Annotated in this window: 22 protein-coding genes and 1 pseudogene; 8 read left to right on the top strand and 15 right to left on the bottom strand. The window is 53.8% G+C overall.

Annotated elements, in window-relative coordinates:
• Positions 1 to 66: 66 nt before the first annotated feature.
• Positions 67 to 734 (bottom strand): annotated as a pseudogene (locus tag IM282_RS04850) (SOS response-associated peptidase).
• Between the two features lie 761 nt (positions 735 to 1,495).
• Here IM282_RS04850 and IM282_RS04845 point away from each other — a divergent pair.
• Positions 1,496 to 1,888, top strand: a complete 393-nt coding sequence (locus tag IM282_RS04845) for a hypothetical protein (RefSeq protein ID WP_022647769.1) — start codon at positions 1,496 to 1,498, stop codon at positions 1,886 to 1,888.
• A gap of 84 nt (positions 1,889 to 1,972) precedes the next feature.
• On the opposite strand, the gene purB is transcribed toward IM282_RS04845, so the two are convergent.
• From purB to rluE, 5 genes are read right to left on the bottom strand one after another with little or no spacing between them, the layout of a single operon-like run.
• A complete protein-coding gene (purB, locus tag IM282_RS04840; RefSeq protein WP_192970199.1) occupies positions 1,973 to 3,343 on the bottom strand; it encodes an adenylosuccinate lyase in 1,371 nt (456 codons plus the stop codon).
• A 19-nt stretch (positions 3,344 to 3,362) separates the two neighbouring features.
• On the bottom strand, positions 3,363 to 3,992 hold the full coding sequence (gene hflD / locus IM282_RS04835) for a high frequency lysogenization protein HflD (RefSeq protein WP_006809213.1): 630 nt from the start codon (positions 3,990 to 3,992) through the stop codon (positions 3,363 to 3,365).
• Between the two features lie 27 nt (positions 3,993 to 4,019).
• Entirely contained in the window at positions 4,020 to 5,132 is a 1,113-nt protein-coding gene (gene mnmA / locus IM282_RS04830) for a tRNA 2-thiouridine(34) synthase MnmA (protein ID WP_032103856.1), read from the bottom strand.
• A gap of 40 nt (positions 5,133 to 5,172) precedes the next feature.
• Positions 5,173 to 5,646 carry an NUDIX hydrolase gene (locus IM282_RS04825; protein WP_046618326.1) on the bottom strand — a complete coding sequence of 158 codons (474 nt, stop codon included), beginning with the start codon at positions 5,644 to 5,646 and terminating at the stop codon, positions 5,173 to 5,175.
• Complete coding sequence (rluE, locus tag IM282_RS04820) at positions 5,646 to 6,308, bottom strand: 23S rRNA pseudouridine(2457) synthase RluE (protein WP_062932503.1); 663 nt, start codon at positions 6,306 to 6,308, stop codon at positions 5,646 to 5,648. The genes IM282_RS04825 and rluE overlap by 1 nt, the downstream gene beginning before the upstream one ends.
• Before the next feature lie 117 nt (positions 6,309 to 6,425).
• Here rluE and icd point away from each other — a divergent pair, with 117 nt between their 5' ends.
• Both icd and IM282_RS04810 read left to right on the top strand, forming a co-directional pair.
• A complete protein-coding gene (icd, locus tag IM282_RS04815) occupies positions 6,426 to 7,676 on the top strand; it encodes an NADP-dependent isocitrate dehydrogenase (protein WP_192970198.1) in 1,251 nt (416 codons plus the stop codon).
• Positions 7,677 to 7,752: 76 nt separating this feature from the next.
• The gene (locus tag IM282_RS04810; RefSeq protein ID WP_022647773.1) at positions 7,753 to 7,998 is read left to right on the top strand and encodes a DUF2543 family protein; all 246 of its coding nucleotides are present in this window, start codon (positions 7,753 to 7,755) and stop codon (positions 7,996 to 7,998) included.
• A 4-nt stretch (positions 7,999 to 8,002) separates the two neighbouring features.
• On the opposite strand, the gene IM282_RS04805 is transcribed toward IM282_RS04810, so the two are convergent.
• Together IM282_RS04805 and yncL are read right to left on the bottom strand one after the other, a co-directional pair.
• Positions 8,003 to 9,502: a cyclic diguanylate phosphodiesterase gene (locus tag IM282_RS04805; RefSeq protein ID WP_192970197.1), complete on the bottom strand. Its 1,500-nt coding sequence runs from the start codon at positions 9,500 to 9,502 to the stop codon at positions 8,003 to 8,005.
• Positions 9,503 to 9,625: 123 nt separating this feature from the next.
• Positions 9,626 to 9,718, bottom strand: a complete 93-nt coding sequence (gene yncL, locus IM282_RS04800) for a stress response membrane protein YncL (protein ID WP_071524166.1) — start codon at positions 9,716 to 9,718, stop codon at positions 9,626 to 9,628.
• A gap of 370 nt (positions 9,719 to 10,088) precedes the next feature.
• Here yncL and IM282_RS04795 point away from each other — a divergent pair, with 370 nt between their 5' ends.
• A complete protein-coding gene (locus IM282_RS04795; RefSeq protein ID WP_022647775.1) occupies positions 10,089 to 10,337 on the top strand; it encodes a GlsB/YeaQ/YmgE family stress response membrane protein in 249 nt (82 codons plus the stop codon).
• Between the two features lie 53 nt (positions 10,338 to 10,390).
• On the opposite strand, the gene yoaJ is transcribed toward IM282_RS04795, so the two are convergent.
• The 3 genes from yoaJ to IM282_RS04780 are packed head-to-tail and all read right to left on the bottom strand — an operon-like array spanning position 10,391 to position 11,638.
• Complete coding sequence (gene yoaJ / locus IM282_RS21995; protein ID WP_071785224.1) at positions 10,391 to 10,465, bottom strand: protein YoaJ; 75 nt, start codon at positions 10,463 to 10,465, stop codon at positions 10,391 to 10,393.
• A complete protein-coding gene (locus IM282_RS04785) occupies positions 10,466 to 10,564 on the bottom strand; it encodes a YoaK family small membrane protein (RefSeq protein WP_015570793.1) in 99 nt (32 codons plus the stop codon).
• 45 nt (positions 10,565 to 10,609) lie between these two features.
• On the bottom strand, positions 10,610 to 11,638 hold the full coding sequence (locus tag IM282_RS04780) for a sensor domain-containing diguanylate cyclase (protein ID WP_022647776.1): 1,029 nt from the start codon (positions 11,636 to 11,638) through the stop codon (positions 10,610 to 10,612).
• Positions 11,639 to 11,951: 313 nt separating this feature from the next.
• Between IM282_RS04780 and IM282_RS04775 the strand changes: the two genes are divergently transcribed.
• Both IM282_RS04775 and IM282_RS04770 read left to right on the top strand, forming a co-directional pair.
• Positions 11,952 to 12,206, top strand: a complete 255-nt coding sequence (locus IM282_RS04775) for a DUF333 domain-containing protein (protein WP_022647777.1) — start codon at positions 11,952 to 11,954, stop codon at positions 12,204 to 12,206.
• 80 nt (positions 12,207 to 12,286) lie between these two features.
• Positions 12,287 to 12,592: a hypothetical protein gene (locus tag IM282_RS04770; RefSeq protein ID WP_022647778.1), complete on the top strand. Its 306-nt coding sequence runs from the start codon at positions 12,287 to 12,289 to the stop codon at positions 12,590 to 12,592.
• Here the strand turns inward: IM282_RS04770 and IM282_RS04765 are convergent, their stop codons facing one another.
• Entirely contained in the window at positions 12,593 to 12,937 is a 345-nt protein-coding gene (locus IM282_RS04765) for a DUF488 domain-containing protein (RefSeq protein ID WP_022647779.1), read from the bottom strand.
• A 150-nt stretch (positions 12,938 to 13,087) separates the two neighbouring features.
• Here IM282_RS04765 and IM282_RS04760 point away from each other — a divergent pair, with 150 nt between their 5' ends.
• Complete coding sequence (locus tag IM282_RS04760) at positions 13,088 to 13,795, top strand: CTP synthase (RefSeq protein WP_022647780.1); 708 nt, start codon at positions 13,088 to 13,090, stop codon at positions 13,793 to 13,795.
• A gap of 31 nt (positions 13,796 to 13,826) precedes the next feature.
• Here the strand turns inward: IM282_RS04760 and IM282_RS04755 are convergent, their stop codons facing one another.
• The gene (locus IM282_RS04755) at positions 13,827 to 15,014 is read right to left on the bottom strand and encodes a CynX/NimT family MFS transporter (RefSeq protein WP_126314779.1); all 1,188 of its coding nucleotides are present in this window, start codon (positions 15,012 to 15,014) and stop codon (positions 13,827 to 13,829) included.
• 99 nt (positions 15,015 to 15,113) lie between these two features.
• Between IM282_RS04755 and IM282_RS04750 the strand changes: the two genes are divergently transcribed.
• Positions 15,114 to 15,905: a helix-turn-helix transcriptional regulator gene (locus IM282_RS04750; RefSeq protein WP_023305889.1), complete on the top strand. Its 792-nt coding sequence runs from the start codon at positions 15,114 to 15,116 to the stop codon at positions 15,903 to 15,905.
• Here IM282_RS04750 and IM282_RS04745 read toward each other — a convergent pair.
• Together IM282_RS04745 and IM282_RS04740 are read right to left on the bottom strand one after the other, a co-directional pair.
• Positions 15,889 to 16,335, bottom strand: a complete 447-nt coding sequence (locus tag IM282_RS04745) for a DUF441 domain-containing protein (protein ID WP_024908579.1) — start codon at positions 16,333 to 16,335, stop codon at positions 15,889 to 15,891. The genes IM282_RS04750 and IM282_RS04745 overlap by 17 nt on opposite strands.
• Before the next feature lie 106 nt (positions 16,336 to 16,441).
• Positions 16,442 to 18,478, bottom strand: coding sequence for a TIM-barrel domain-containing protein (locus IM282_RS04740; RefSeq protein WP_192970196.1), 2,037 nt, complete (start codon positions 18,476 to 18,478; stop codon positions 16,442 to 16,444).
• Positions 18,479 to 18,481 lie beyond the last annotated feature (3 nt).

Below are 18,481 nucleotides of genomic sequence, written 5' to 3'. Positions count from 1 at the left end.
AACCTGTTTTATTGAATGTTTATAAAATGAGATAATTTAAGATTTTATGGGAAATATAAAAAATTATCAAATTGGAAGGATAAGTTTTAAACCTTGCTGGTTTACATTTCCTACGGATCTGGACACTGTGTGCCAGATAAAATTTTCTGCCGGAACAGCGCCTTCAGTAGCAATCTTCTCCGCCTCTAGTGCTCCAATGTTCTGACGCATCCATTCCCTTGCCGCTTCAGGTGACAGAACAAGCGGTCGGCGGTCGTGAATATCGACCATGCCTTTATCAGCTGCAGACGTTACAATCAGAAAGCCTTCCGCTTCATCATTCCGTTCAAACGGTGTGCTGCCGATCGCCGCCATGAAAATGGGCTGGTTGTCGGCGCGGTGGATGAAGTAGGGCTGTTTTTTGTCACCATCTTTTTTCCACTCAAACCAACCATCAGCAAAGCAGATCGCCCGGCCCTGCTGCCAGAGAGGCTTAAACATTCGGCTGGTGGCCGCGGTTTCAACGCGCGCGTTAATCAGTGGCGGCTTATCCCACCACCCGGGCGCATAACCCAGAGCACCGGATCGAGATGCAGCTGCTCGTCGCGTTCGCTCAACAGCAGCACTTTCGTACCGGGCGCGACGTTGTACCGACCAATAGGCTCCGGGTCATACGCGATTTCGCGATCGGCCTCATCGGCTAGGTAAGTAAGATATTCTTCACGGGTTTGTGCTTGTGCAAAACGTCCACACATAGAAACCTCCAGTCATTCAGACTGAAAGTATAGGGCAGGAAGAAAAAGTAGCGCGCGCTGGTTAAGTCTTACAAACGGATTCGAGGCGATTATGCGGATGAGTAAGAGAAGCGTAAAGCGATACGCTGTGAAACTGGAAGGAGCTACGCAAAAGTGTCAATTTTGGGGGCAAATTTGGGGGCAAAATTGAGCCGGGGGCATGATTTGGGGCGTTAAAATGACCTATATTGTCCGATAAAGTCCACCCAGGGTCTTTTGCAAGTCGCTGATTTATAATTAACTTTCTGATTTCACAGTGATTATGATTTCTACCAAACAGTCTAACGCTGATTATCCAGGTTGACACCAGCGTTATGAAATTAAATGATTTTTTTCATGCTTCCGAAGACAGGTGGTAATACCCCAGGCATCTGATTATTAAGTATGTTGACCTGATCCTGTTTCATATCGCCCACCCACCTCACATAAGCCTTATACGCCCCCAGAAGGCGCGGGTAATATAAACTGACTTGTTTTCGCACGCTTTCGCAATCCGGATAAAACATCCATCCGTTTATGAACGGTTGAAGGCGAGTCGCTTTTTTGACAGAACGGGCACGCCAGTTTTGTAAAGATTGCCCTTTTTTTTGTAAGGATGTTCTCACTATGGCTGTCTTTGTCTATGCTTATTTTATGGTGCGAAATTAGATTTGCATAAGATGTGCCAGAAAATCAGCATTTTTACACAACAAAACAGCAATATAGCGAGTAAAGAGGATTCTATGGAATGGAAGGTTGTTGAGACTATTGCGAGCCCGGAAAGTGGAACCATCTTTTGCAAAGTTGAAACACAATATGGCCTGAATTATATCCTTTGGCTAAAAGGGGATTATTACGTTCGTGCCGGTGAAATCATCACCACCTCAAACCAGGGTATCCTGATTAACGATCGGCGGCGTAGGGTATGGATAGCGCAGGCAATGCCCTATACATCAATAGGCTGGATGGGGTTCAAACAGAAAAACGCGTGTCCAGGTAACCGGCAGGAGATGGATCGTCCATGCACGGTTGAGACCCCGTGCCAGTTCAGGCTGTGCCCGTTCGGCTTAAAACGATATATTCCGGAAAGTTATTCCACGGCGAAAAATAACAACCAGCCTGACAACAGGTTGTAATCCCGGCAGAGCCTGTAACGGGGTGTGAACGTCGACACGATGATGAAAAGCAGCCCCCTTTCCAGGTGGAAAGGGGGAAGGTGATTACTTCAGCTCGTCAACCATAGTAATGGCGCGGCCAATATAGTTTGCCGGGGTCATCTCTTTCAGGCGCGCTTTTTCTTCTTCGGGCAGCGTCAGACCATCGATAAACTGTTTCATACCCTCAGCATCAACGCGTTTACCGCGGGTCAGCTCTTTGAGTTTCTCGTACGGTTTTTCGATGCCATAACGACGCATCACGGTCTGAATCGGCTCCGCCAGCACTTCCCAGTTGTGATCCAGCTCGTCCAGCAGACGGTCGCGGTTCACCTCCAGCTTGCTCACACCCTTCAGGGTGGACTGGTAGGCGATCAGCGCGTAGCCAATACCCACGCCCAGGTTACGCAGCACCGTGGAGTCAGTCAGGTCGCGCTGCCAGCGGGAGACCGGCAGCTTACTTGCCATATGCTGCAACACGGCATTCGCCAGGCCCAGGTTACCTTCGGAGTTTTCGAAGTCGATTGGGTTCACTTTGTGCGGCATGGTGGACGAACCGATTTCCCCGGCGATGGTCTTCTGCTTGAAGTGGTTCAGGGCGATGTAGCCCCAGACGTCACGATCGAAGTCGATCAGGATGGTGTTGAAGCGCGCAATGCAGTCAAACAGCTCAGCGATGTAGTCGTGCGGCTCAATCTGGGTGGTGTACGGGTTCCACTGGATCCCCAGAGACGTCACGAACTCTTCACTGAACTGGTGCCAGTCCACTTCCGGGTACGCCGCGATGTGGGCGTTGTAGTTACCCACCGCGCCGTTGATTTTGCCGAGGATCTCAACCTGCTCCAGCTGACGATACTGGCGTTCCATGCGGTACGCCACGTTCGCCATCTCTTTACCCATGGTGGATGGGGTTGCTGGCTGGCCATGAGTACGGGACAACAGCGGAATATCGCGGTACTCCACGGACAGCGCTTTCACCGCATCGATGATTTTACGCCAGTAAGGGAGTACCACCTCTTTGCGTGCGGTAGAGAGCATCAGCGCGTGAGACAGGTTGTTAATATCTTCAGAGGTACAGGCAAAGTGAATAAATTCAGATACCGCGTGCAGGGCAGGGATGCTTGCCACTTTCTCTTTCAGGAAGTATTCAACCGCTTTCACGTCGTGGTTGGTGGTGCGTTCGATGGTTTTAATACGCGCGGCATCTTCTTCGCTGAACTCAGCAACGATTTTATCAAGGTAATCGTTTGCCTTAGCATCAAAAGCAGGAACTTCCTTGATTGCTGTCTGGGCGGCCAGCTTTTGCAGCCAGCGCACTTCAACCTGAACACGGAACTTCAGCAGGCCATATTCGCTGAAGATCCCGCGCAGCGCGCTGACTTTATCGCCGTAGCGTCCATCGACAGGGGATACGGCGGTCAGTGAGGATAATTCCATAATTCGCAACTCCGGGAGGTTAACAATGAGCAAGAATTTGTTTTGCCTGAGTCGTCAGGCGATGACGAGAAAACATGAGCTGTAGGCGGCCACCGCCGACCTGTTGCCACAGCACGGCGGCACGGATGCCTGCCAGCAGCGAAGCGCGTACCTTCGCCTGTACCTGTGGGCTTTGCAATACGGCAGGCGAACCGGTGACCTGAATACGCGGGCCGAGCGGGCTAATTACGTCGACGTAGATACCGGCCATCGCGCTCAGCAGGGTCTCAGACTGGAGGTCAAAGTGGTCGAGCTGGCGCTGTAGCCCGGCGATGCGATCGCCCAGGGTATTCATTGCGCCTTTCGCAGCGTTCAGCTTACGTTCCAGCACCATCAGGCTTAAGGTGTAGCGGGTCAGTTCCGCGTTCAACCCCTGACGGTTGCTGGCGTTGAGCACGCCGAGCAGGGTTTCAAGACCGAGACGAAGATTGGTTTCACTGCCGCCAAAGACGCCCAGCGTGGAGCCTGGGTTAAGATCGATAACGCTGTTGAGTGAAACGTGCAGGGCATCAGCATCGCAATGACCCTGATGCGCCAGCTGTTGCACCAGACGGGCTGACTGGCAAATTCCCGCCAGCGCCAGGGTGATGTCGTAATAGTTCTTCGCCACACGGTCTCCTTTATGTGTGCAAACGGTTTAAACAGCAGGCAGCGGCAGGCGCTGTTCAATGATCCCACCGCCGAGGCAAATTTCGCCGCTGTAGAAAACAGCAGACTGGCCAGGGGTAACGGCGGAAACCGGTTCGTCGAAACGCACGTCAATGCGATCGTCATCCAGTGCGGTGACGGTGCAAGGGATGTCCGTCTGGCGGTAGCGCGTTTTCACGGTGCAGCGCAGCGTGCCTTTCAGCGGCTCGCGATCGACCCAGTGCAGCTGTTGCGCGATAAGTCCAACGGACATCAGGCGCGGATGGTCGTGACCCTGAGCCACCACCAGAATATTGTTTTCGACATCTTTGTCGACCACGTACCACGGATCTTCGCTGCCCTCTTTGGTGCCGCCGATACCCAGACCTTTACGCTGGCCGAGAGTGTGGTACATCAGCCCCTGGTGCTGACCAATCTCATCACCGTCAACGGTGACGATTTTGCCCGGCTGTGCAGGCAGGTAGCGCCCCAGGAACTCGCGGAATTTACGCTCGCCGATAAAACAGATACCGGTGGAGTCTTTTTTCTTCGCGGTGATCAGATCCAAATCTTCAGCAATCTTACGTACTTCCGGCTTTTCCAGCTCGCCGACCGGGAACAGACTTTGGGCAATCTGTTCATGGCTCAGCGTGTAGAGGAAGTAGCTCTGATCTTTATTGCCATCCAGACCGCGCAGCAGCTGGCTTTTACCATTCACATCCGCGCGACGCACGTAGTGGCCGGTCGCAATGTAGTCTGCGCCCAGATCTTCCGCGGCGAATTCCAGGAAGGCTTTGAATTTGATCTCTTTGTTACACAGGATATCCGGGTTTGGCGTGCGGCCCGCTTTGTACTCTTCGAGGAAGAGTTCAAAAACGTTGTCCCAGTATTCTGCGGCAAAGTTAACGGTGTGCAGTTCGATGCCGAGCTTATCGCACACGGCCTGCGCATCGGCGAGATCCGCAGCGGCAGTGCAGTATTCCTCGCCATCGTCTTCCTCCCAGTTCTTCATGAACAGGCCCTCCACCTTATAGCCCTGTTGCTGCAACAGGTAGGCGGAAACGGAGGAATCGACACCGCCGGACATGCCGACGATCACTTTTTTCTGGCTGTTATCTGACATGGAATACTCACGACATTGAACTTCAAGGCGGCGTATTCTATCACGCCCCCCCACCATTGACACCCTCTGTAAACGGCCAGTTAAATTCTGCAATGACATCCAGCGGCAGGCGCGCCGCAGACTGCCAGCAGCGGATGCTTTCCGCAACCAGCGGCGAGCGCAGGTTTGACGCGTTCATGATCTCGTCTGCGGTCATCCACAGGCAGCGATCGATATCGTCGTCGTGCGGTTCAGTGGCGCACGTTTCGTTAAGCTCAACGGCGAATAAAAAGCGCAGGAAAGGTGTCTGGTCAGGCGCTATCCACTGATGCATACGGATAAAGTGCTGCGGTTCGGCGCGGATACCCGTCTCTTCCCAGAGCTCGCGTTTCGCTGCCTGCAATAAGGTTTCGTTGGCTTCAAGATGCCCGGCTGGCTGATTCCAAAGCGCTTTGCCGTTGATGGTCTCTTCCACCACCAGGAATTTCCCCTGAGCGTGGACCACGCAGGCGACCGTAACATGGGGTTTAAACATCAGTTCTCCTTAGGGGTAACATCCCGCCATTCCCCGTTAGCCAGCGAGTCCAGCGTGTAGCTGCCCATGGCGTAGCGAATGAGTCGCAGGGTAGGGAAGCCCACATGCGCAGTCATGCGCCTGACCTGTCGGTTGCGGCCTTCATAAAGGGTGATTTTAAGCCAGCTGGTGGGAATCGATTTGCGCTCACGAATCGGCGGGTTGCGCGGCCACAGCCACTCGGGTTCATTCACGCGCTCAATACCAGCTGGCAGGGTAGGACCATCGTTCAGCGTTACGCCGTTGCGCAGCTTTGCCAGCGACGCGTCGTCCGGCTCGCCTTCAACCTGCACATAGTAAATTTTTCCGGTACGTTTGCCCGGCTGAGTAAGCCTGGCCTGGAGCACGCCGTCATTGGTAAGCACCAGCAGCCCCTCGCTGTCGCGATCCAGACGCCCGGCCGCGTAGACCCCCTGAACGGGGATAAAATCCTTCAGCGTGCTGCGCCCGGCCTCGTCGGTAAACTGCGGCAATACATCGTAGGGTTTATTGAACAGTATGACCCGCGTTGGCTGGGGTTCTGGCGTTCTTCTGGTGGCTTGTCGTGAGCTGAATCGCTCAACCCGGTGTTTTCTAAAAGAAGTTTTCTTCATGGTATTTTCAGGCGTTATCAATTGCCGCATTATAGCCTAATAACGAAGACCTTTCATGGCGTCGGACAATCAGGTACTATCGGAAGGCTCATTACAATTTATTAACATAAGATCAGTAACAACCAGAAGCGCTCGAAGGAGAGGTTAATGGAAAGCAAAGTAGTTGTTCCGGCGGAAGGTAAAAAGATCACCCTGCAAAACGGCAAGATTAACGTTCCTCACAACCCGATTATCCCGTTCATCGAAGGTGACGGTATCGGTGTAGACGTTACCCCGGCAATGCTGAAAGTGGTTGATGCCGCTGTTGAGAAAGCCTACAAAGGCGAGCGTAAAATTTCCTGGATGGAAATTTACACCGGTGAAAAATCGACTCAAGTTTATGGCCAGGACGTCTGGCTGCCAGCCGAAACGCTGGACCTGATCCGCGACTATCGCGTTGCTATCAAAGGCCCTCTGACCACGCCAGTTGGCGGCGGCATTCGCTCCCTGAACGTGGCGCTGCGTCAGGAACTGGATCTGTATGTGTGTCTGCGTCCGGTGCGTTACTACCAGGGCACTCCAAGCCCGGTTAAGCACCCGGAACTGACCGACATGGTCATCTTCCGTGAAAACTCTGAAGACATCTACGCCGGTATCGAATGGAAAGCGGATTCTGCTGATGCAGAAAAAGTGATTAAATTCCTGCGCGAAGAGATGGGCGTGAAGAAAATTCGCTTCCCTGAGCATTGCGGCATCGGCATCAAGCCGTGCTCCGAAGAAGGGACCAAGCGTCTGGTGTGTGCCGCCATCGAATACGCTATCACCAACGATCGTGACTCTGTGACCCTGGTTCACAAAGGCAATATCATGAAGTTCACCGAAGGCGCGTTCAAAGACTGGGGCTACCAGCTGGCGACCGAAGAGTTCGGCGGTGAACTGATCGACGGCGGCCCATGGCAGAAAATTAAAAACCCGAACACCGGTAAAGAGATCATCATTAAAGATGTGATCGCCGATGCGTTCCTGCAACAGATCCTGCTGCGTCCTGCTGAATATGACGTGATCGCCTGTATGAACCTGAACGGCGACTACATCTCTGATGCGCTGGCAGCGCAGGTCGGTGGTATCGGTATCGCCCCGGGCGCGAACATCGGTGACGAGTGCGCCCTGTTTGAAGCAACTCACGGTACTGCACCGAAATATGCAGGCCAGGACAAAGTCAACCCAGGCTCTATCATTCTGTCCGCAGAGATGATGCTGCGTCATATGGAATGGTTCGAAGCCGCAGACCTGATTGTTAAGGGTATGGAAGGCGCGATTAACGCGAAAACCGTCACCTATGACTTTGAACGTCTGATGGAAGGCGCTAAACTGCTGAAATGCTCAGAGTTTGGCGACGCGATTATCGCGAACATGTAATCCACTCGCTGGGTTAAATGACAACGGGAGCCTGAGGGTTCCCGTTTTTTATGCACACAAGACGGAAAACAACGCTATGACCCATGATATCCCGCTCAAGTATTATGACATCGTCGACGAGTATGCGACTGAAACGGCAAAACCGCCAGAAGAGGCGGAGCGTACGCCACTGGCACACTATTTTCAGCTGCTGCTCACTCGCTTATACAACAATGAGGAAATCAGTGAAGAGGCGCAGCGGGAGATGGCTGTCCAGGCGGAGATAGATGAAGCGCGCATTGACGATATTGCGAACTTCCTGAATCAATGGGGCAATGAATAACGCGTCATCGCGCTGAGTAAGCCAGCAGGCTGGCGAGGTCGTGCCGGGTTAGTGATTTTGAAAAGTACCAGCCTTGCACGAGGGCATCGGGGTATCTCTGCGCGATGAACTGATATTGCGTTTCGCTTTCGACTCCCTCAAACACCAGGGTTTTGTGCAGTTTAGCGAGCGCGTCGCTAAAGATCACCAGGATATCCTGTTTATAATGCTCGTTGATGCCATCCACTAACGACTTATCCACTTTGATTTCGTCATATTTGAGATTGGACAGCCTTGCCAGATTAGAGTTTTGCACGCCAAAATCGTCTATTGAAATTTTGACGCCTGCCGATTTAAGATCCTCACAAAACTCTTCAAGGATGGCCGAGGTGGAAACGCCATTCTCGGATAACTCAACTTTGATTAACGATAAGGGAATAGCGTTCTCTAAGCATGCATGACGTAATACCGCCAGAAATTTGCCGTCTTCAATTTCCGTCCGGCCAACGTTCAGTGAAATCATTAACTGATGTTCGGCCGCCAGCCCGGCAATTTCCGCCAGGGATTTCTTTATCATGTTCTGATAATAAACGTTATACAGACCAATTTTTTTTATTAACGGGATAAACAGCTCAGGAGAAACCTCTTTGTGATTGTTATCCTGCCATCTTGATAACACTTCAACCCCGACGATTTTCTTATCAGCAACCCGAATTATGGGCTGAAAATGAACGCTGATAGTATTCGCTATCACCGCCTTGACCAGCGTTCGCTCAAGAGAAAGTCGATCTTCATAAAGTCGAAGAGAAAACAGCGTCAGGGATACCCAGATAAAGTATAAAAACAGGCACAGGAGCACCATCACTACGCGGGAGAGCGATGCCAGTCCGGCATTATGGTGGGTGACGGTAACGCACAAATCCCAGCGCGTGCTGCACTGCGTCACGGTCTGCGTGAATAACAGTGACGACAAGCGGCTAAGGTTTTCTGTAGGTGACGTAACGGTAAAAAAGGTTCGGTCGAAATCTTTCGTGGTAGAACGAAGTGAATAGTTGGCGGTGACCGGAGAGAATTTATCGTAGGCTGAACGTGATGTGAAGATAATAAGATGGTTATAAATTGTCGCATTGCCTACAAAAAAATCTTTCTGTGAAAATTGCGCCAGACTGAATCCGTTCAGGGTGTTGTGAAGCTCAGAGGGAAGGGCGATGGGATTTGCCAGCTTGCCCCAAAATGCGGTGCAGGTGATTTTCCCATTTTCAATAAACCCCACATCGGCGAAATAGAGACTCTGCATCTTTAAATTACGGTAGACGTTCAGGCTGGCGTTATCGCATCCCTTCGCGGAGGTATTTTTAAGCGTACTGGCGATATTTTGCGTCAAGTCTTCGGAATAGCGTAAGAGCGTGTGGGAGATCTCCCTCTGCCGGTCCTTTTGCTGCTCAACGATAATGGCGTTAACCGCATACAGCGACAGGACGACCATAAAGGTTGAGATGATAGCAACGGCAATGGCCTTGATCATTTTCCTGCTGTCCCGCCACGTCCTGAGGTGCAGGGATCTTAACACAGGTCATTAAAGCTACAAGTATGCGCGTTGAGCCCGCACGTAATTGAAAGGAAAGCCACCATGCCGACTCATTACATCTCAGAACCACTCAAACCGTGTTGAGAGCAGTAAGAGTAGCGTACTGGCAGAAACAAGATTAAGGCAGATGACGAACTTGCTCGATACGTTCATGTTATCAGATTCACTTTGCTGTTCAGTAGCCACAGAGAATAGCGGTTCACCTCATGGGAAAAAACGCCAGATTTTGGTGGGGTGAGGCAAAAAAAAGCCCACTAAAAAGTGGGCAAAAAATACTGGAAGCAATGTGAGCAATGTCGTACTGAATACCTGAGTAATTTGCTCAACTATTCAGTAATGAGAAAGATAATCTTTCTCAGTAAAAGATGCAACCCCACGATGAGTGTGGAACGGCAATTTTTATTGCTTAGATTTTACTCAAACGAACCGTGTGATTCTTATCACAAATTTCCTTTCTCAGATCCTGTGCTATCCTTTTCTGTGTCGTTGATTTAATGACAAAAACCATACAGAGAGGAAAGCTATGGGAATTTTATCCTGGATTATCTTTGGGCTGATTGCGGGGATCCTGGCGAAGTGGATTATGCCGGGCAAAGATGGCGGCGGTTTCATCGTCACGATCGTTCTGGGGATTGTGGGTGCAGTCGTCGGTGGCTGGATCAGTACCCTGTTCGGCTTTGGCAGAGTTGATGGCTTCAACTTCGGCAGCTTTGTCGTCGCGGTGATTGGCGCGCTGGTTGTTCTGTTTATCTACAGAAAAATCAAAAGCTAAATCTGACCTGTGTTAAAAAAGGCTGCCTGAGGGCGGCCTTTTTACTTTGGGCGTTACCACCAGCCTAACTGCGTACCGGCGACGGCCACGATGGCGACAATCAGCATGATGAGGGTCGTTTTTCTCATTTATGCCCCCGGCGCGGCGTAACCGCCAAGGAAAAACCAGCCTAAAAACACGACTGCCGTGATAAAAATAACCACCGGAAAGAGGATCCCTATTCTCATGCCATCACCTGTTTGAGTTTGTATAAGGCCGTAGAGTGTACGGTTTTAATCTAACGCGACAAAGCCTGTTTTGTTTTTTCCTTTTTTATCCTGATACATCGCGAGGTCTGCGGTGCGCAGGGCACTATCTTCATCTGTGCAGTGAGGATCAACAATAACGACGCCATAGCTTGCACCGGGATAGAGAATAGTGACATTACCTAACCCATATTCACCCGCGATACGGCCGTTGAGGCGGGTTTTGATAGCGTTGACCTCTGTGCTGGCGTCGCCATCATCGCTGTGACTCAGGCTGGCAACCAGAAATTCATCGCCGCCGAGCCGGCCGATAATTTCGTCCTGCGTTTGCTGGTGAGTCAGTCGATTGCCGACCTGAACGAGGAACCGATCGCCCGCTTCATGACCGTACTGATCATTGATTCGCTTGAAATCATCGAGGTCAATAAAGGCAATCATGACGTTGCGGTTAAGATGGCGCGCCAGTGAGAACAGGGTGGTAAGGTTTTCAAAAATGGCGCGACGGTTCGGCAGGCCGGTAAGGGCGTCGGTGTAAGAGTGGGCAATGAGCGCCGCATTTGCTTCACGAAGCTGAAGCACAAGCGACTCTTTCTGAATGTACTGACCAATTAACCCGGCAAAGAGCCTGATCACCTGCTCGCCACGCTCGCTGAACTGTTTCTGTGCGGTGCTGGCAGCGCAAAGCGTGCCGTACAGAGAACCGTCAGCCAGGTGAACCGGCACGCTCATATAGGTTGTAATACCCAGTGCTTTTGCCGCTTCACACTCCGGCCAGCGGTCGGGCACCTCGTTACTGAACAAGGTGTCGCTATCCATGGCGCGCTTACAGAGCGTTTCGTCCCAGGGCACGCTGAACCCTTCCGGGATCTGCATTTGCTTGCTGTTACGGGCATATAAAATGTGCTGCAAACGCGCGTTGATATCGATTTTGGTCAGGTAGGTTGATTCCATATCCGTCACAATTTCCAGCATTTCCAGTAGCTGACGCACCAGACTGTCGAGAGATTGCTCGGTGGAGAGGGTTTCTGAAACACGGGCAAGAATGATATCTGACATGAGGCAGGTTGACTCCCATGCAGAAGACCTCTGTATCTGCATGTTATGCTGAAAATATAGACTCCGGTCATAGTAAAACATGAACTGGATTAATTTTATAGATTCTTCTGAAAGCGGATGAAGGAGAGGCTAAAAAAAAGCCCCGATGTTGAGATCGGGGCAAAACATCTTGATTACGGAATGATGTTCTCTGGTCAGAGTGAGAACAGACACCACTATAGGGATGAATCGTGCAGGTTTAATGGAGAAATCATGGAGAAAACGGCGATGACCCGTTACTCTGACGTTTTCAACACCCTGAAGGATCATGATAATGAAATATCTTCTCCTGGCGCTGGTTTTACCGCTGGCCGCATGCTCAACAAAGACACCTCCTCCCGATGCGCCTCAACCGCCGCACGCTATTGGTATGGCAAATCCGGCGTCAGTGTACTGTCTGGAGAAAGGGGGAGAGCAAATCCCTGTACAAAGCCCGCAGGGCGTACGTACCGAGTGCAAATTGCCAGGCGGGGAAGTGATCGATGAATGGGATCTCTATCGCCGCGATCACCCGCAACCGACCAGATGACAACGGCAATAAAACTGCGATACACTTCTCTTTAGGATTATTCTTAGCCAGTTTCTGGCGGTACGTTTGCGAGAAGAAGTATGTTTCAGTTAAAACCGGGCAGCATGGCGATAATTGTGGGTGCGCGTACGACGGCGGGCCGTCGAAATATCGGTAAATCCGTGGAGCTGTTTGGCCTTTGTCAGCCGGGCCAGCGTTTTGTGAACCCGGTTAACGGCGTCATGACGCAATTACCTGATACATCAGCGCGTGCGCTGTGGCTGGTCACCGGTGATGTTTACGCCTTTGATAATCAGCACGGTTTTGCGTTTGTTCGCCCGGAACATTTGATGCCGCTTACTCCCGACGAGATGCCACACAACGTGGATGAGCTGGCAATCGGTTAATCACAGTTCACGCAGCCAGTCCGCCAGTACCCGCGCGTGATTCTGCTCCGTATTTTTCGCCCCATAGAGTAGCGTCACGGTCTGCTGTCGGGCGAGGGCCGCCAGGCGTTTGCCTTCATCCTGCTGCTGCGCCAGCTCTTTACGATAGGCTTCACTGAACGCGGTGAAATCGATCGTTTCACTGTGAAAGGCTTTCCGCAGTTCGCTGGACGGCGTTAGCGCTTTACACCACTCATCACAGGCGAGGTCGGTCTTTTTTATCCCTCGCGGCCAGAGTCTGTCTACCAGCACCCGGTAACCATCGTCTGACGTTGCCTGTTCATATACGCGCTTACATTGAATCATCCGTTTTCCTCCTACCGTTCGACGTTCGGCAAGAACACTATAACACCCGGCGTTTAAGCACCCAATTTAAGGTATTGTGATAATTGCAAAAGATCGGTAGTCTGAGGTTCCTTATGTTATCTGAAAATCCTCCGGCATAAGGAATCTCTCATGGAACTCTCCCCGGTTAAAACGACGCTGCGCATTGCGCTGGTTGGTGATTACAATCCCGATGTTATTGCGCACCAGGCGATCCCGCTGGCGATTGACGACGCCGCTGCGGTTCTGGATCTCACCGCTGATTATGACTGGCTCGCCACGCCTGAGCTGACCAACCCCGAAGACCTGGTCGGGTACGATGCCATCTGGCTGGTACCGGCAAGCCCGTATAAAAACACCGAGGCGGCGTTTATTGCCGCGCGTTACGCGCGTGAGAACAGCATCCCTTTTCTCGGCACCTGCGGCGGGTTCCAGCATGCGCTGATTGAGTATGCCCGTAATGTGCTGGGCTGGCACGATGCAGGCCATGCCGAAACCGATACCGAGGGGAGGATGGTGATTGCGCCGCTGGCCTGCTCGCTGGTGGAAAAAACCGACGCGATTGAGCTGCGGAACAATACGCTGATTGCCAAAGCGTACGGCAAGCCGGAAATTCAGGAAGGTTATCACTGCAATTACGGCGTCTCGTCTGAGTTTGCCAGCCAGCTTGAGCGGGGCGACATGCGCGTAACGGGCTGGGACGAGCAGGGCGAGATCCGCGCGGCAGAGCTGCTGACCCATCCTTTCTTTGTCATCACCCTGTTCCAGCATGAGCGGGCTGCGCTTCAAGGGCGCCCGGTGGTGCTGGTACAGGCCATGCTGCGGGCGGCGCAGGGATAAAAAAAGCAGACCGTCAGGTCTGCCTTGAATGTCAGCGGGGTGTGATCTCCCGGTCACGCCCGGCCAGCATGCCGCACAGGGCCATCACTACCGCTGCCAGCGCGCAGGCCAGCAGCGGAATGCGCCAGTCTCCGGCGGTATCGTGAATTTTCCCCATCAGCGGTGGGCCACAGGCCGCCAGCAGATAGCCAATCGACTGTGCCATGCCGGAGAGCGCGGCGGCCTGATGGGCCGAGCTGGCCCGCAGTCCGATAAACGTCAGGCCGAGGATCATGGTGGCGCCGGATCCAAAGCCAAACACCAGCGTCCAGACGACGGCCAGCCCCGGCGCGAACCAGAACCCGGCCGCACTGACGGCGCACATCAGAGCGACAAGCCCGGCTATGCCACGCTGATCGTTAAGACGGTGCAGGATCAGCGGAATGGCGAGACCGGGAACAGCGGTTGCCAGCTGGAGAAGTCCGTGCATGGAGCCAGCCTGCGTTTCGCTGTAGCCGTGGCTAAGTAAAATCGCGGGTAACCAGCCGATAATGACGTAGTAAATCAGCGAGTTAATGCCCAGAAAAAGCGTCACCTGCCAGGCGAGTGCCGAGCGCCAGATTGCCCGATTGTGCAACGCGCCCGCGCCGGTCAGGGTGGCGGCCGGCCTCTTGCGCCATTGCGGTAACCACAGCAGCAGCGCCACCAGCGGGAAGAACATCAGCATCAACAGCGCCCCGTGCCAGCCACCACTCCCCAGCGACAGCGGGACGATCAGCGCAGACCCTGCGGCAGCGGCGGCCCCCATCGTCAGCGAATAAGCCCCCGTCAGTTTTGCGACCTGGCCCGGAAAATCACGTTTGATTAATCCGGGTAACAGGACATTGCCCAGCGCAATCCCACAGCCCACGATCGCCGTACCGATAAACAGCAGCGAGGCCGACGGCAGCGAACGTACGCCAATCCCGATGCAAATCAGCAGCAGAGCGATAAAAAGGCTGCGCTCAATGCCCAGGCGCCGGGCGACGCCTGCGGCAAGGGGAGAGATAAAGGCGAAGGCCAGCAGAGGCAGCGTTGTGAGCAGACCGGTTTGCGCCGTGCTTAAGCCATAGTCCTGTCGGATGGTGTCGAGCAGGGGGGCGACCCCGGTAAAGGTGACGCGCAGCGTCGTGGCGATCATCAGGATGCCTGCAACCAGCAGCGCGCCCTGTTTCCCGGAAGGTTGAATAGCAGTAGTCATTATTGTCTCTTACTTTCAGGCGAGCGCATACCATACCGATTTAAGTCGTGGTTGAAATCAGGCTAAAATGACAGTTTATCGCTAATATCGGACAACTTTATGTATGGACTGGGACTCGACGGCTACGATCCCGATAGCCAGCACGACGCGGCGGTGGCCTTTCGCATCCGCGTGGTGGCACAAGAACAGTACATTCCGCTGCATCAGCACCGCAAAGGGCAGCTGATTATGGCGCTGGGAGGAGCGATCACCTGTGAAGTAGAGAACGCGATGCTGATGGTGCCGCCCCAGTATGCGGTGTGGATACCGGGTCAAACGCCGCACAGCAACAAGGCGACGCCCGGCGCGCAGCTCTGCCTGCTGTTTATTGAACCCGGTGCGCTCGAATTACCGACGCGTACCTGTACGTTGAAAATATCGCCCCTGGTGCGGGAGCTGGTGCTGGCGCTCGCGGACAGGTCACAGGAGGAACTGCCTCTTCCCGCTACCGGAAGGCTGGTTGACGTCCTGTTTGATGAACTGCCCCTGCAACCGCAGGAGCATCTCCAGCTGCCGGTATCTCCGCATCCGAAAATTCGTCTGATGAGTGAGACCATGGCAAACGAACCTGCCGCCTGGCAGACGCTGGCGCAGTGGGCCAGCCACTTTGCCATGAGCGAGCGCAATCTGGCGCGACTGGTGGTGAAAGAGACCGGCTTAAGCTTTCGCCGCTGGCGACACCAGCTCCAGCTGATTGTCGCATTGCAGTTTTTGATCGGCGGAAAGTCGGTCCAGCAGGCGGCGCAGGCGCTGGGGTATGACTCCACCACCGCCTTTATCACCATGTTCAAGAAAGGACTGGGACAGACGCCCGCCCGCTATATCGCCAGCCTGACTACGACTTCCCGATAAACAGCGAAACCAGTCCGGCAGCAATCAGCGGGCCAACCGGCACGCCACGAAATAGCGCCACGCCTAACACGGTGCCCACCAGCAGCCCGGCCACCAGAGAAGGCTGGCTGCTCATCAGCGTCACGCCGCGCCCGCCAAGCCATGAGACAAAAATGCCCACCGCAATCGCCACCAGCGATTTCCAGTTCACAAAGGAGTGCAGCAGCGTTGAGGCCGGTAGCGTTCCGCTGGCAATCGGGGCCATCACGCCGATGGTCAAAATAATGATCCCGATGGTAAGCCCCTGTTTTTCTATCCACGGGAAGAAGGTGTTCAACGGTGTGACGCGAACGATGATCAGGACCAGAATGGAAATCGCGACGGTGGTATTGTGGCTGACAAAACCCAGAGCAGCCAGGGCCAGAAGTATGAGTAGTGTAGGGTCGAACATGACGGGATCCTTGCCAAAAATAGTAAGCCTGCTTACTTTACGCGCAAACGCGACGGCAGGCAGGCTTTACTGAAAAAATTGTCTATTTTTGGGCACTTGCCTGACGTCAGTCCACCAGTTGCTGGATAAGCGGACTCCCTTCGCGGATAAACACCGGGATGGTTTCCAGCGCCGCAGGCACCCGGATATGCTCCCCACCGGCGTAGCGCTCACCGTTGAGGGCGATCCAGCTATTGCCCGTCGGCAGCCAGACATCGCGCTCACGCTGACCGGCCTGCATAACCGGCGCCACCAGAAGATCTTCACCAAACAGATACTGATCTTCACACGCCCAGCTCTGCTTGTCCTGCGGATAGTGCCAGAACAGCGGACGCATAAGCGGGTCTCCGTGCAGATGAGCCTGCCGGTACAACGCGTCAATATACGGGCGCAGGGTTTCGCGCACGGTAAGCCAGTGCTGCATGATGGCGTAATTCTCTTCTCCGTAACTCCACAGCTCATTAGGCGAACCGCTGTTACACTGAGGAATACCGTCACGGTAGCGCTCCGGAGGTTGGATCTGCGGTTCGCGATAGCCGTGCATGCGCAGTACCGGTGTAAACACCGCCCACTGGAACCAACGGATCAGCAATTCATGGAACGCCGGGTCGTTAACGTTCCCTCCCTGGAAGCCGCCGATATCGGTCGTCCACCATGGGATCCCCGCCAGCCCCATATTCAGTCCTGCGGCGAGTTGATTGCGAAAAGCATGGAACGATGAGTGGACATCACCCGACCACGCCAGCACGCCGAATCGCTGGCTGCCTGCCCAGGCGCAGCGTACCAGGTTAACAATGTCGGTTTCGCCGTTTGCCTGGAGCCCATCGTAAAAGCCCTGCGCAAAGTCACGCGGGTAGCGATTGCCCACTTCCAGTACCGGACCGGCGTGGTAGCGATAGTTGTCAAAATCATAGGCGCGATATTCCGGCTCCGCTTCGTCCAGCCAGAACAGCTTAATGCCCATGTCGTAGTAATTTTTCTTCACCGTATCCCAGACGAATTTCCGCGCCTCTGGATGGGTCGCATCAAAGAAGGTGGTATTGCCCATAAAATCGAGGTTGACCTGCACGCCGCGCTCACTGCTGACTAGCCAGCCTTTGGCTTTCATCAGCGGGTAGAGGGGGCTGCGCGCCTCTACCGTTGGCCACACCGACACCATCAGCGCAATACCCATTTCGCGCAGCTCGTCGACCATGCCTTCAGGATCGGGCCAGTCTACGGGGTCGAAGCACCAGGTGCCCTGATTCGGCCAGTGGAAAAAGTCGATGACCATCACCGACAGCGGCAGATTACGGCGGCGATACTCCCGCGCAACCTCCAGCACCTCCTGCTGGGTGCGGTATCGCAATTTGCACTGCCACAGCCCGCTGATAAACGCCGGGGCGGGGGGCGGAGTACCGGTGGCTTTCACATACTGGCGGGTGATATCCGCCACCGTGTCAGCGGCGGTGATCCAGTAGTCCATCTCTCCTGTGACGCGGGCGCGCCATTCCGTCTGATTTTTTGCAAAGCTGGCTTCACCAATCGCCGGGTTGTTCCACAGCAGGCCATAGCCAAGGCTGGACTGCATAAAGGGCACGCTGGCCTGGGAGTTGCGCTGAGCCAGCTCCAGCGTGCAGCCTTTCAGATCCAGCCACGGCTGTTGATACTGACCCATGCCATAGATGCGTTCATCCGGACGCGATTCAAACCGGACGGTGAGCTGATATTTGCCGCCCATCAGCGGTTTAAATTCGCGGCCATCCAGCTTCAGGGCGCTGACATATTTATCCTGACTCTTCTCGCTGGCACCGATACCCACCGTTGAACGCTGGCGCCACATCTCCTCCAGCAGCAGTTCGCCGCGCTGATTGTAGAAGGCCAACTGACCTTTAAGGTTCAGGGTCGCGGTAATATTGCCGTTGCGCAGCGTCAGGCTTTCCGCTTCGGCGACAATCTCGGCCTGGCAAGGGGCGGCGGGTAACAGTGCCTGTAAGGCGTCATCAAATGCCGGGGAGCAGGTGGCCCTGACGCGAAGACTGTTTTCTCCCCAGGGTTCGATGCGCAGGATCTGGCGTTCAAAACGCCATTCGATACAGTTGGAATGTTGAATCAGCTCACTCATGGA

It is taken from the genome of Enterobacter cloacae complex sp. P29RS, assembly GCF_014893445.1.
Taxonomy (GTDB): domain Bacteria; phylum Pseudomonadota; class Gammaproteobacteria; order Enterobacterales; family Enterobacteriaceae; genus Enterobacter; species Enterobacter intestinihominis.
Note: the sequence above shows the minus strand (reverse complement) of the source record. Positions and strands in the feature narration are given on the sequence as shown.